General features: G+C 31.4%; 15 protein-coding genes. 13 read left to right on the forward strand and 2 right to left on the reverse strand.

Features of this window, described 5'->3' with window-relative positions:
* The 11 genes from dxs to minE all read left to right on the forward strand — a co-directional run.
* Positions 1-1,402 (forward strand): 1-deoxy-D-xylulose-5-phosphate synthase (dxs, locus tag WBG30_RS12125; RefSeq protein WP_424504922.1); only part of this gene is annotated, 1,402 nt, incomplete at its 5' end.
* Positions 1,389-2,222 (forward strand): HD domain-containing protein, encoded by an 834-nt coding sequence (locus WBG30_RS12130; RefSeq protein WP_424504923.1) that lies wholly within the window; start codon positions 1,389-1,391, stop codon positions 2,220-2,222. The genes dxs and WBG30_RS12130, both read left to right, overlap by 14 nt.
* Before the next feature lie 12 nt (positions 2,223-2,234).
* Positions 2,235-3,035, forward strand: coding sequence for a TlyA family RNA methyltransferase (locus tag WBG30_RS12135; RefSeq protein WP_424504924.1), 801 nt, complete (start codon positions 2,235-2,237; stop codon positions 3,033-3,035).
* A 149-nt stretch (positions 3,036-3,184) separates the two neighbouring features.
* Positions 3,185-3,889: a 16S rRNA (cytidine(1402)-2'-O)-methyltransferase gene (rsmI, locus tag WBG30_RS12140; RefSeq protein ID WP_424504925.1), complete on the forward strand. Its 705-nt coding sequence runs from the start codon at positions 3,185-3,187 to the stop codon at positions 3,887-3,889.
* 159 nt (positions 3,890-4,048) lie between these two features.
* On the forward strand, positions 4,049-4,924 hold the full coding sequence (gene ylqF, locus WBG30_RS12145) for a ribosome biogenesis GTPase YlqF (RefSeq protein ID WP_424504926.1): 876 nt from the start codon (positions 4,049-4,051) through the stop codon (positions 4,922-4,924).
* 11 nt (positions 4,925-4,935) lie between these two features.
* Complete coding sequence (locus WBG30_RS12150) at positions 4,936-5,769, forward strand: NAD+ synthase (RefSeq protein ID WP_424504927.1); 834 nt, start codon at positions 4,936-4,938, stop codon at positions 5,767-5,769.
* A 194-nt stretch (positions 5,770-5,963) separates the two neighbouring features.
* Positions 5,964-6,791 carry a dihydropteroate synthase gene (gene folP / locus WBG30_RS12155; protein WP_424504928.1) on the forward strand — a complete coding sequence of 276 codons (828 nt, stop codon included), beginning with the start codon at positions 5,964-5,966 and terminating at the stop codon, positions 6,789-6,791.
* Positions 6,792-6,858: 67 nt separating this feature from the next.
* The gene (locus WBG30_RS12160; RefSeq protein WP_424504929.1) at positions 6,859-7,236 is read left to right on the forward strand and encodes a hypothetical protein; all 378 of its coding nucleotides are present in this window, start codon (positions 6,859-6,861) and stop codon (positions 7,234-7,236) included.
* 40 nt (positions 7,237-7,276) lie between these two features.
* Positions 7,277-7,948 (forward strand): septum site-determining protein MinC, encoded by a 672-nt coding sequence (locus tag WBG30_RS12165; protein WP_424504930.1) that lies wholly within the window; start codon positions 7,277-7,279, stop codon positions 7,946-7,948.
* A 13-nt stretch (positions 7,949-7,961) separates the two neighbouring features.
* Positions 7,962-8,753 (forward strand): septum site-determining protein MinD, encoded by a 792-nt coding sequence (gene minD / locus WBG30_RS12170; protein WP_424504931.1) that lies wholly within the window; start codon positions 7,962-7,964, stop codon positions 8,751-8,753.
* A 14-nt stretch (positions 8,754-8,767) separates the two neighbouring features.
* Positions 8,768-9,025, forward strand: coding sequence for a cell division topological specificity factor MinE (gene minE / locus WBG30_RS12175; RefSeq protein ID WP_424504932.1), 258 nt, complete (start codon positions 8,768-8,770; stop codon positions 9,023-9,025).
* A 63-nt stretch (positions 9,026-9,088) separates the two neighbouring features.
* On the opposite strand, the gene der is transcribed toward minE, so the two are convergent.
* Together der and WBG30_RS12185 are read right to left on the reverse strand one after the other, a co-directional pair.
* The gene (der, locus tag WBG30_RS12180; protein WP_424504933.1) at positions 9,089-10,402 is read right to left on the reverse strand and encodes a ribosome biogenesis GTPase Der; all 1,314 of its coding nucleotides are present in this window, start codon (positions 10,400-10,402) and stop codon (positions 9,089-9,091) included.
* Between the two features lie 128 nt (positions 10,403-10,530).
* Positions 10,531-12,369: a YgiQ family radical SAM protein gene (locus WBG30_RS12185; RefSeq protein WP_424504934.1), complete on the reverse strand. Its 1,839-nt coding sequence runs from the start codon at positions 12,367-12,369 to the stop codon at positions 10,531-10,533.
* A 168-nt stretch (positions 12,370-12,537) separates the two neighbouring features.
* Between WBG30_RS12185 and WBG30_RS12190 the strand changes: the two genes are divergently transcribed.
* The gene (locus WBG30_RS12190) at positions 12,538-13,179 is read left to right on the forward strand and encodes a helix-turn-helix transcriptional regulator (protein ID WP_424504935.1); all 642 of its coding nucleotides are present in this window, start codon (positions 12,538-12,540) and stop codon (positions 13,177-13,179) included.
* Positions 13,180-13,364: 185 nt separating this feature from the next.
* Positions 13,365-13,943, forward strand: a 579-nt coding sequence (locus WBG30_RS12195; protein WP_424504936.1) for a YebC/PmpR family DNA-binding transcriptional regulator, incomplete at its 3' end; no start/stop codon positions are given.

A 13,943-nucleotide genomic window follows, 5' to 3' on the forward strand; every position in this document is an offset into this window, starting at 1 on the left:
CTCTTTGGAAGCACTAAATAATATAGATGGGAAGTGTGAAAACCTTATAGTCGTTTTAAATGATAACGAGATGTCTATTGGAAACAATGTAGGAGCACTTTCAAAATTTTTTAGCCGTTTAATGGGAAGTAAATTTTATTTAGAATTAAAAAATGAAGTTGAAGTAATAGTTAGACGTGGAAAACTAGGCAATAAGATAGCTAATGTGATCGGGAGGGTAGAACATGGTATAAAAACTATGGTTGCTCCTGCTAGTATCTCAGAATCTTTAGGATTTAAATATGTGGGACCGGTAGATGGACATAGCTTTGAGGAGTTATTACCAGCACTGGAAAAAGCAAAAAACTTAAAGGGTCCTATATTTTTACATGTAAAAACCCATAAGGGAATGGGTTATCTTCCTGCAGAAGAAAATCCAGAAAAATTTCATGGGATATCTCCTTTTAATATAAAAACAGGAGAAACACCTAAGGGTGAAATATCTTATTCTCAAATATTTGGAGATAAATTAACTGAAATGGCAGAAGATAACAATGATATCTATGCTCTATGTTGTGGAATGGTAAAAGGGACTGGCCTATCTGAATATTTTTCTAAATTTAAGGAAAGAGCTTATGATATGGGAATAGCTGAAGGCCATACAGTAACCTTTGCAGGGGGACTAGCGACCCAAGGGAAAACACCTTATGTAGCTATTTACTCGACTTTTTTACAGCGTGCCTATGGTCAACTTATTCATGATATATCTATTCAAAATCTATCTGTGAACTTTATTCTAGATAGAGCTGGAATAGTAGGAGAGGATGGGAAAACTCATCAAGGGTTATTTGATATACCATACTTGTTGACAATTCCAAATATAAATATATTAGCTCCTACAACTAAAAAAGAATTAGAAGAGGTTTTAGAATTTTCATCAACGTATAAAGGTGGACCGCTAAGTATCAGGATTCCTAGAGATAGTGCTTGGGATTATAACTCTCCAACATTTGAACTAGGGAAATGGAAAGAGATAGAAAAAGGTAATGATACCTTGATATTAGCTGTGGGGAGTATGGTAAAAGAAGTAGTTAATATAACAGAAGAGTTGAAAACTAGAGGTATATCTCCTACTATAGTAGGAATTTCTAGTATTAGACCTTTAGATGAAAAATATATAGAAGAAAATTTTAAAAAATATGAAAATATAATAACGTTAGAAGAAGGTCGGATAAAAAGTGGCTTCGGAAGTTTTCTCTTGGAAATAACAAATTCTATGAATATCTATAAGAAAATTTGTAGATTAGGAATAGAATGTGATTTTATACCTCATGGTAAAAGGGGACAACTTTTAGAAGAATTTGGACTTAGGGGGAGACCTCTTGTTAATGATATTGAAAGGTGTGTAAATGCAAAATATTAATAGAAAAGCAAAAGAATATATAGGTGTATTATTAGGATTTCCAGTAATAGATCAATTAAAAGAGATGGAAGATTTAGGTGTTTCTGTAACAACTCATACCTATGATGTTTTAGAGATTGCCATAAGAGATCTAAAAAAATCTTATCGTAGTCTAAAAAGAGCTGGAGAAGAATTGGATCTATTTGCTATGCTTGTAGGAATAATAATTCATGATACTTCAAAAGCAAGTTTAAGGGTAGGAGGAGATTCGATCTTATCTCATAGTCAGGTAATGCTAAAAAAACCAGATAGAATAAGAAAAGAAGCTACAGGAATATTAAAAAAGATGGAAGAGGAAACAGGATTAATATTAGATCCTAATACCGAGAGAAAGATAGTTCATATTGTATTATCTCACCATGGTAGATGGGGAAGAGTTACTCCTAGTACCAAGGAAGCTCTCATGGTTCATAAAGCTGATGAATATTCTGCAAAATACCATAGAATAAATCCAATTGGTGCAGATAAGATAGTAGAATTAATGGCTAAAGGTCTTAGTTTGGATGAAATTAAAGATAAACTAGATTGTACTAGCGGTATTATAAAAGATAGGCTTAAAAGATCAAAGGTAGAGCTGAAATTAAAAACAAATAAGCAACTACTTAACTATTATAATGCCAATAAAAAAATTATTATCGGAGATGAATTTTTTATAAAAAGAATTACCGAAACAAAGGAATTAATTAAGAAAGTTGATAAATTTGGGTTTGAAACATTGGTAAAACAGTGTGAATTATTCAATCATTTTAACGATAATCAAATATTTGATAGAAATCTGTAAAAGGGGTTGTAGATGAAAGAGAGATTAGATGTACTTTTGGTACAACAAGGTTTTTTTGAAACTAGAGAAAGAGCTAAAAGAGCTATTATGGCAGGAGTTGTAATAGTAAATGATAAAAAGATAGAAAAAGCAGGTACTGCCATAAAATGGACCGATGAATTTCCTGATATTCGTATCAAAGGGGAAGTTTTGAAATATGTTAGTCGTGGTGGACTTAAGTTAGAAAAAGCCATGAAAATATGGGATCTTGATTTTTCAGGAAAAAAAATATTAGATGTAGGAGCTTCTACAGGTGGATTCACAGATTGTGCACTGCAAAATGGTGCAGCTTTTGCCTATTCAATGGATGTAGGGACTAATCAATTAGATTGGAAACTTCGTAAACATGAGCAGGTAAGGTCTATTGAGGGAACACATATAAAAGATCTTACTTTAGAAGAAATTGATAATAGTGAAATAGATTTTATTGTTATGGATGTATCCTTTATCTCTATAACTAAGGTAATTCCTCATTTGATTAAATTTATGAATGAAGATACTAAATTAATGGCTTTAATCAAACCACAATTTGAGGTAGGACGTGAAAATATTGAAAAAGGTGGGATAGTAAAAAATCCTAAGAAGCATAAGATGGCCATAGATATGGTAGTTGAAAGTGCAGCAGAATATGGAGTGAAATTACATCAATTAGACTTTTCTCCTATAACAGGCGGAAAGGGAAATATAGAATATATCTCATTATTTTCATTAGCAGAAACTAAAAACACTGTAGATATAAATAAAGTTGTAGAAGAAAGTAAAACATTAAGATAAAAATAAACTCTTTCCTTGTTGTTGTTTTCTCTTAATTTAAGAGAAAACTATCGCTAATTTTTTTAGCTTTGGCTTCATTTTGACATTAATTTGTATTGGTTAGTCGAGAAACCATAAATAGGAAAAGTGTGATAAAAGGAGAAAAAAATATGTTATATATTGTAGCAACTCCAATAGGTAACCTAGAGGATATGACTTATAGAGGGGTAAGAATTCTAAAAGAAGCAGATTATATATTTGCTGAAGATACTAGGGTAACTAGAAAATTATTAAATCATTTTGAAATAGAGAATATAGTATATAGATATGATGAACATACCAAAGGACATCAAGTTGGGAATATAGTAAACTTACTTTTAGAAGGCAAAGATATTGCACTAGTTACAGATGCAGGGACACCATGTATTTCGGATCCTGGATATGAAGCAGTAGATGCAGCTCTTAATGCCGGTATAAAAGTAGTTCCAATAGCAGGTGTAAGTGCACTTACGGCTGCCGCTTCAGTAGCTGGAATATCTATGAAAAGGATTGCTTTTGAAGGGTTTTTACCTAAGAAAAAAGGAAGACAAACTCTATTAAAAGAATTAGCTAAAGAGGAGAGAGTAGTTGTATTATATGAATCTCCCCATAGAATATTAAAAACCCTAAAGGAAGTCAATGAATATTTTGGAGACAGATATGTAATTATAGTTAGAGAGATTACAAAGATGTATGAAGAGATAATCAGAGGGAAAACTTCGGAATTAATTGAAAGATTAGAAGCTAATCCTATAAAGGGAGAGATCGTTCTTTTGATAAAGGAAGAAGTAGCGACTAAAAAAAGAGAAAAAGTAAATAAATACGCAAGAGACTAAATGAATTTTTACTCTTTCCTTGTTATCGTTTTCTCTCGAATCAGAGAAAACTATTGCTAATCTATTTAGCTTTGGTTTCTTTTTTGTAAGAGAAACCATAAGAAGGAGGAGTAAGATAGGTATAGTAGTAAAAAATAAATTTAGAAAGGAAATAAAATTATGTCAATGACAAAAATAAACTGGTATCCTGGTCATATGAAAAAAACCAAGGAAATGATAGTTGATAATATGAAGATAATAGATATCGTTTTAGATATCGTAGATGCTAGAATTCCGCTTTCAAGTAGAAATCCAGAGATAGCAAAATTTGCAAAGGGTAAAAAAAGAATAGTTCTCCTAAACAAATCTGACTTAGTAGAAAAATATGAGTTAGCGTATTGGAAAAATTATTTTGAAGAGAATAACTTAGCTGATCATGTATTAGAAATCTCAGCTGAAACTGGATACAACATGAAAGCTTTATTTGCAATAATAGATGAAGTAGCCAAAGAAAAACTAGAAAAAATGAAGAAAAAAGGTTTGAGAAAGGTCCAAACAAGACTTATGATTGCTGGTATTCCAAATGTTGGAAAATCTAGACTAATCAACAGAATTGTTGGTAAAAAAATAACTGGTGTAGGAAATAAACCAGGATTTACTAGAGGTAAGCAATGGGTTAGAATAAAAGAAGGTTTAGAATTACTAGATACTCCTGGAATTTTATGGCCTAAATTTGAAGATCAAAGAATCGGATATAATTTAGCAATAGCAGGAGCTATAAAAGATGAAATCTTACCAATTGAAGAGGTAGCTAGCTTACTAATAAAAAAGATGCTTAGATTTAAAAAATCAAAAGTTCTTCAAGAAAAATATAAATTAACATATGAAGATATGCAAGAAATCCCTGAAATTATTTTAGATAGAATTGCTCTGAGAATGGGGATGATATTAAGTGGTGACAGAATAAATACAAAACAAGCAGCCTTGACCTTATTACGTGATTATAGATCAAAAAAATTAGGTAAATTTGGGTTAGATAAGGATATGTCTGAATAGGAGATTTTTATATGAATGATATTAAATCAAAAATAAAATTAAATATGGAATTGACAGAAAAAATACTGGTGAATTTTATCAGAGAAGAGGTTAGAAGTGCTGGATTTGAAAAGGTAGTTTTAGGATTATCTGGAGGAATAGATTCAGCTATAGTAGCTTTCTTAGCAGTAAAAGCACTGGGACCTGAAAATGTATTAGGGATAATGATGCCTTATAAATCTTCTAGTCGTGAGAGTTTAGAAGATGCAGAGAGAGTAGTAGAAGCTACTGGGATGAGAGTAAAAAAAATAGAGATTACAGATATGTTAGATGCATATTTTACTAAAGAACCTGATATTTCAGACTTGAGAAAGGGGAATAAGATGGCTCGTGAAAGGATGACTATCCTGTATGACTACTCAGCCAAGGAAAAATCCTTGGTTTTAGGAACTTCTAATAAAACAGAGATCTTACTAGGTTATAGTACTCAATGGGGAGATTCAGCTTCGGCAATCAATCCAATAGGTGATCTGTTGAAAACTCAAGTTTGGGATCTATCTGAATATATGGGTGTTCCAAAAGAAGTTATTGAAAAAAAACCAAGTGCTGACCTTTGGGAAGGACAATCCGACGAGGACGAATTGGGATTTTCATATTTTTTAGCTGATGAGATCATTAATTTGTTGGTGGATGAAAGATATACAAAGGAAGAAATTTTGGAAAAAGGTTATTCTGAAAAAACTATAGATTCAATTCTTTGGAGGATAAAGACTAATCAGTATAAGAGAAAATTACCTCTTATAGCTAAGATTTCCAATAGAACTATGGAAAGAGAATTTAGATATCCTAGAGATTGGGGAATATAGTTAAAATTTTTCTAATAAATATATTTAAAATTTAAAAAACAGATATTTAATTAAAAAAAATAGAGATAGATTTTAAATAATCTATCTTTTGTATTATATAAAGATATCTAATTAATTTATACTTTATGATTAGTTATAAGTTGAAAAACTAATCTGACTACTGAGAAAATACCATTAAAGGAAAGGTGAAATTGATGTTAATTAATAATAAAAAATTTGATTTTAAAAATAAAACCTATACCATGGGTATATTAAATCTTACTCCTGATTCATTTTCAGATGGTGGATCATATGCTGATGTAGAAGAGGCAATAAAAAGAGCCAAGAAGATGGTAGAAGAGGGAGCAGATATAATAGATGTAGGAGCTGAATCGACAAGACCTGGGGCTACTTATATAGAAGAAGACGAAGAATTGGAAAGAATACTTCCTGTAATAAAAAGACTGGTCACTGAGGTGGATGTACCTATATCTATCGACACCTATAAATCCCGTGTTGCTGAAGAATGTATCAAAGTAGGAGCGCATATTATAAACGATATAAAAGGATTAAAAGAGGACCCCAATATGGCTAAGGTAGTAGCGAAATATGGGGTTTCTATTATAATTATGCATATCCAAGGAAATCCTAAAAATATGCAAAAAAAGCCTATATATGATAATATGATAGAAGATATAAAAGAGAGTTTGAGGGAAAGTGTGGAGATTGCTATTGAAGCAGGAATATCTCCAAAGAATATAATATTAGACCCAGGTATTGGGTTTGGAAAGACCTTTCAAGGTAATCTAGAGATTATAAAAAAATTATGTGAATTTAAAAAACTAGAGTATCCTATATTAATGGGTGCTTCTCGAAAAGGTTTTATTGGAGAGATATTAGGAACCCCTCCCTTGGATAGATTAGAAGGGAATTTAGCAGTAGCAGTAATATCGGCTTATAATGGAGCTTCTATAATCAGAGTTCATGAAGTTAAGGAAACTGTCAAAGCACTAAAGGTTACAGATTCTATAAAAAATAACTAAAAAAATAGCCATGAATAAATACCAATATTGTTAATTATCAATTTTGCCGTAGGTAACAGGGGGAATTATGAAAGGTGAAGATCAACTAAAACAAGAACTGAATGATTTTGAAAAAGAAAAAGATAGGATAAGTAATATAGTTGGACAGATTGGTGGAACTAAGGCAAATTCAAATAATAACTTGATAAATATAGCGTTTTTCGGGATATTGTTTGCACTTGTTATTTTCGGAGGAGTTTTAAAAAAAATCTCTTTGGAAATTGAGATTGCAGCAGCAATATTACTAGTTGTATTAAAGATAGCTTGGATGATCCATGAGGCACAAAAAGTTAGTCATTTCCAATTTTGGATCCTAAATTCTTTGGAATTTAGAGTAAATGAGATGAATAAAAAAGTAAGAAACATTGAAAAAACATTAAAAAAAATGGAAAATAATTGTGACTGAAAAGCAAAGACATATAAATAGTTACTAGAGGCAGGAGAATATGGGAAATAATGTGATATTTAAGGGATCTAACGGTAAGTTGATAATAATATTAAATCCTGCAATTTCCTTTCAGGAACTAAAGGAGCATTTAGTTGAAAAACTCAAACAGTCTAAACAATTATTGATGGGTTATGAAGCTATTATTGAGTTTAAAGGTAGAGAATTGAAAGAAGTGGAAGAATTAGAACTACTAAATATTGTAGATGAGGAAGTTGATATTAATATTTTGTTTGTAACTGATGGAAAAGAATTAGTTTCAAAAGAGATAGAAAAGGCAGTTAATATAGTAAACGAAGGGGTAACAAAATTTCATGTAGGAACCCTTAGATCTGGAGAAATTTTAGAATATCCAGGAAACTTAGTGGTATTAGGGGATATTAACCCAGGATCAATTGTCAAAGCCGAAGGAAATATAGTAGTTATAGGAACTTTAAATGGTGTAGCTCATGCGGGTATAAAAGGTAATAACGAAGCATTTATTGTAGCATCTAATATGAATCCATTTCAATTGAAGATAGATGAAGTTTTATTTAAAAATTATAGCAGTAATATATTATTTCGTAGTAAACAGATGATAAGAAATAAAAATAATATAGCTTATTTGAGAAATAATATATTAATAATAGATAAATTAACAAGGAAATCAATGAAAAATATTGTCGCAACTTAGGAGGAACTCAGATATGGGAAAAGTATATGTAGTTACATCTGGAAAAGGTGGCGTAGGGAAAACTACGACCACGGCCAATCTAGGAGTTGGTCTAGCTAAAAAAGGTAGTAGTGTAGTACTTATGGATGCTGATATAGGTCTTAGAAATTTAGACGTAATATTGGGATTAGAAAATAGAATAGTTTATAATTCTATGGATGTTATGGAAGGTACTTGTAGATTAAAGCAAGCGCTAATAAAAGATAAAAGATATGATAAATTATTCTTATTACCAGCTTCTCAAACAAATGATAAGATGGATGTTTCAACAGATATGATGAAAAAATTAGTAGCGCAGTTGAAAGAAAAATTTGATTATGTGTTGATTGACTGTCCAGCTGGGATAGAGCAAGGATTCAAAAATGCTATAGTTGGAGCAGATGAAGCAATAATAATAACAACTCCAGAGATATCTTCTATAAGAGATGCTGATAGGGTGATTGGATTACTTGCAGCCAGTGAAATGGGAGAGATTAAACTTATTGTAAATAGAGTAAAGATGAAATTAGTAAATGAAGGAAATATGCTTCATATGGATGATATTGTGGATATATTGGGTCTTGATATAATTGGAGTAGTCCCTGATGATGAGGAGATAGTAATCTCTACAAATAAAGGAGAGCCTGTTACTGTAAAAGCTTTAGCTCCTTCTGGGAAGGCATATATGAATATCGCAGGTAGGATAGTAGGAGAAGATATCCCATTTTTAAATATAGACGAAAAAAGAAGTTTTGCTAGTAAAGTAAAAAACTTCTTTTCTAGATAAGTAGGGGGATAGATATGTTTGCAAAATTATTTGGAAGAAAAAAATCTAGTGCAGTAGCTAAAGATAGATTAAAATTAGTTTTAATCCACGATAGAAGATTAATCTCTAATACAGTTTTAAATGAAATGAAAGATGAACTTATTCAAGTTATTTCAAAATACATAAAAATAGAGCAGGGTGAGATTAATATTCAATTTGATGTAGAGACTGAAAATAGAAATAGAGGAGCACTAATAGTAAATGTTCCTGTAAAAGAGATATTAAAAAAATAATAAGTAGAATTATCTACTCATATAGTAAAAAAGATTCGAAGCCATAGGCTTCGAATCTTTTTTTTAGTCACCTTTTTTGTTTACTACGAAAGTAAGTGGACACCCTTCGAAACCAAAAGCTTCTCTAAATTTATTTTCGATATATCTAATATATGAGAAATGTAATAATTCTGGATGGTTACAGAATATAACAAATTTAGGAGGTGCAGATGAAACCTGTGAACAATAGTTAACTTTTATAACTCTACCTTTTCTAGTAGGAGGAGCGTTTAAGACCATAGCTTCTTTTAATACTGTATTTAATAATCCAGTACTAATTCTCTTATGGTATTCTGCATGTATTAAGTCTACATGATCAATTAATTTTAATGTTCTTTGACCAGTCAAAGCTGATACAAATTCAATCGGAGCATAACTTAAGAATGGAAGTTCAACTCTTAAATATTCTCTCATTTTATGCATAGTTTTAGTTTCTTTTTCTACAATATCCCATTTGTTTACAACAATAACTAAAGGTTTTTGTTCTTCATGTGCGATACCTGCGATTCTTTTATCTTGTTCAGTAAGACCATCTTTACCGTCTATTAACATAAAGCAAACATCGGCTCTCTTGATACTTTTGATTGCTCTTAGTACAGAGTAATACTCTAAATCTTCTTCTATTTTTGATTTTCTTCTAATACCAGCTGTATCTATAAGCACATATTTTTCATCATTATGTACAAATGATGAGTCAATAGAATCACGAGTAGTACCAGCAATATTACTGACAATACTTCTTTCTTCTCCTAATAATCTATTAGTTAAAGATGATTTACCAGCATTTGGTCTACCAATAAGGGCGATCTTGATTCCCTCTTCCTCTTCGGGCATATCTAATTTATTGATATGTTCTACAACTGTATCTAACATATCTCCTAAGTTTACCTTATGCTCTGCTGATACAGGAGCTAAATCTTCAAATCCTAATCCCCAGAAGTCATATGTATCTTCTAATTGAGCTTGGAAGTTATCAATCTTATTTACACATAAGATTACATGTTTATTTTTCTTTCTAAGTAGGTAAGCTACTTCTTCATCTAAAGCAGTAACACCAGCTTTTCCATCTACAACAAACAGAATAACGTCAGCTTCGTTCATGGCAACTTCAGCTTGTTTTCTGATGTTAACCATCATAAAGTCATTACTTCTAGGCTCTAATCCACCTGTGTCTACTAATACAAATTCCGTTCCACACCATTCAGTTTCTCTATAAAGTCTGTCTCTTGTAACACCTGGCTGGTTGTCAACGATAGCTACTCTATCTCCTACTAATTTATTAAATAGAGTAGATTTTCCAACATTTGGTCTACCAACTATGGCAACTATTGGTTTCATAATTTATTTCCTCCTAAACTCTGACCCTCACTCACACTGACGGGTACTATCTCCCTGGTAGGGAGATAGATACTTACATAACCGGTCTTGCTTCGCCCTATGAGGGAGAAACATAGAAAGGAGAGGGTTTATTTTTTCTTCTTAAATTTATTTGTACCCTTGAACTTATTGTTCTTAGGTTTATTGGTTTTATTATTTTTTCCATCACTACAGGCTGTATCATCTTGAGAGTTTTTGTGATTTTTATTATAAGAATTTCCCATATATCCATTTCTGGCATCTTTATCGATTAAAATATCTTTTTGCTTATATTTTCTAGCGGTATCTTTTTCAACTTTCATAGATTTTCCTGTAAATGGATCGATCTCAGTATAATACATAAGGGTAGAATATGTCGATGGGGTAGGAGTAAAGATTTGAACCTGTTCAGGATTAACCTTTAATTCATGGCTAGCAAAATTCTTTAGATCTCTCATATGTCTCTCATTGCACCCTGGATGAGCAGCAATTAGATAATAAGTTAAGAATTGTTTTTTACCCAATCGGTCATTTATTTTATAAAATTCATCTTTAAATCTTTTTAGAACATCTTTTCCTTGTTTTCCCATAAGACCTAGTATTTCATCTTCAGTATGCTCAGGAGCTATCTTTAACTGTCCTGACACATGGTCTTTAACTAAGTTTTCTAAATATAAAGATCCACATTTATTGTCGTCTAAAATAAGATCATATCTTATTCCAGAAGCTATAAATACTTTTTTGACCCCTTCTACTTTTTTAACTTTATCTAGTAGTTCCAATTGTTTATTATGATTTACATTCAAGGTCTTGCAAGTTTTAGGATACATACACCTGATGTCTTTACAGGCTCCTAATTTTTGTTTTTTCAGACACTCAATTCCATACATATTAGCTGTCGGACCACCTAGGTCAGAGATATATCCCTTAAATGATTTCATTGTAGAAATATCTTCTACTTCTTTTACAATAGAATCGATACTTCTTTCAGTAATAGTTCTACCCTGATGAACAGCAATGGCACAGAAATTACATTCACCATAACAACCTCTATGGGTAGTAACGGAGTGTTTAATAGTATCAAGAGCTTTTACTTCTCCCATCTTTCTATAGTATGGGTGGAGTGCTCTCTCATATTCTAGGCCATAGATTTCATCCATTTCTTCAGTTGAAGGGATAATAGATGGAGGGTTTTGGATTAGATATCTAGTATCGTGTTTTTGTGATAATCCTACAGCTGTAATATGATCATTATTTACATAAAATTTTTCAAAAGCTTCTATAAATTTGTGTTTATCAGCTTTACATTCATCGAAACTAGGCAGCTCTAAATGTCCTGCTTTAGGTTCCTTTGCGATATAGCAAATTCCACGAATATTGGTATAATCATCTCCATTTTGAATGGCATTAGCCAGTTCTAACATGGATTTTTCTCCCATTCCATAGGAAAGAATATCGGCTTTTGAATTGAATAATATAGATTTACGTAATTTATTTGTCCAAAAATCATAGTGGACAGTTCTACGTAAACTAGCTTCTATTCCACCAATAACAATAGGTTTAGGTGTCTGTTTAAAATTTTTCTTTATAAGGTTTGTATATGAAATAGTGGCTCTATCAGGACGTCTATTGTTTAATCCACCTGGAGTAAAGTCATCTTTTTGCCTTCTTTTTCTAGTGGCAGTATAATTTGCCACCATAGAGTCAACACATCCAGCAGAGATTGCCCAATATAAGTTTGGAGCTCCTAACCTTTTGATTTCCTCATCATTATTTATATCTGGTTGGGCAATTATTCCCACCTTGAATCCATATTTCGATAGAAATTTCCCTATAACGGCACTTCCGTTATATGAACTATCTACGTAGGAGTCACCAGAAATTAGGATTATGTCCAAAGAATCCCATCCTAATCTATCCATTTCTTCTCTGGTAGTTGGTAAAAACATATTTTTCTCCCTCTATTACATTACACTAAAATAATCATTCTAAAATACTATATATTATATCATATATGCACTGTTATTGCACGGGTAAATCTTTTCTATAAATTAATTTCTATGGCAAAAAAATCTTTTATGGTAAAATAAATTATAATATTTAAGGGGGGAATAATTGTGGTAGATTCTAAATTAAAATCTTATATACATCTGGTTAACTTTATAGCCGATTTTTTAGGGCCCAATTACGAAGTTGTACTTCATGATGTAAGAAATATAAATAATTCTATAATAGCGATAAAAAATGGACATATTTCTGGAAGAAAGGTAGGAGGACCATTAGCGGATCTTTCCTTTAAACATATAAAAGAAAATAGAAATAGTGATAAAAAATACCTACTCCTATATGGAAAAACAAAGGATGGGAGACAACTTAAAACTTCTACATATTTCATCAGAAATGAAAAAGAAGATATAATAGGTTTATTAGGTATAAATACTGATATCTCAAATTTTGTAGAACTCAAGAAACAAATGGAAAATTTTATTAACTATGGTGGGAATAATATTGTAGAAGATAGGGAAGAAGAGCATTTTGAAAGTTCTATTGAAGATATTATGGATTCTATAATAAACGAAGTAATTACAGATTCTAGGACCTCTATAGAGAGGATGGACCACCTAGAAAAAATAGAAATAACTAAAAAATTAAATTTAAAAGGGGTATTTTTGATAAAGGGATCTGTTGCCAAGGTGGCAGAAGAACTAAAAACCTCTGAAGCTACAATGTATAGATACATAAAACAGGTGAGTAAATAATAAAATGGAGGAGAATTAATAAAATTCCCTCCATTTTATTATTAATTATAGAGCTTTTAGGGAGTAATTCTAATTTATTAGATAATCTTTAACCAACAAATGACAGAGGGAATTTGATAACTTATTCCAAATATGATAAAATTATTAGGTTATATAAAAGAAACTAATAATCGGAGGTAATGGTCATGGCAGGGCATAGTAAATGGTCTAATATTAAACATAGAAAAGGAGCTCAAGACAAAAGAAGAGCTCAATTGTTTACAAAATTAGCAAAAGAGGTAACAATAGCAGCAAAAGAGGGTGGAAAAGATTTAAACTTTAACCCTAGGCTAAGATTAGCACTAGAGAAGGCAAAGAAACAAAGTATGCCAAAAGATAATATAGATAGAGCAATAAAAAAAGGTACTGGAGAACTAGCTGGTGTAGACTACATAGAGATCAGATATGAAGGGTATGGTCCAGGTGGAACTGCATTTATCGTAGAAGTAGTTACTGAAAATAAAAATAGATCTGCATCATCTGTAAGATCAAATTTCGCTAAAAATGGTGGGAATATGGGGTCTGACGGTGCAGTAGCATGGATGTTTAATAAAAAAGGTCAAATCATACTAAATTCTGAAGGGTTAGATGCTGATGAATTTATGATGGAAGCACTAGAGATGGGAGCAGAGGACTTAGTTGTAGAAGATGATACATTTGAAATCTTAACTGATCCTACTGAATTACAAGTTGTAGTAGGAGCTTTAACAAAAGCCGGATATAAG

Source organism: Psychrilyobacter sp. (genome assembly GCF_049671765.1).
Lineage (GTDB): Bacteria > Fusobacteriota > Fusobacteriia > Fusobacteriales > Fusobacteriaceae > Psychrilyobacter.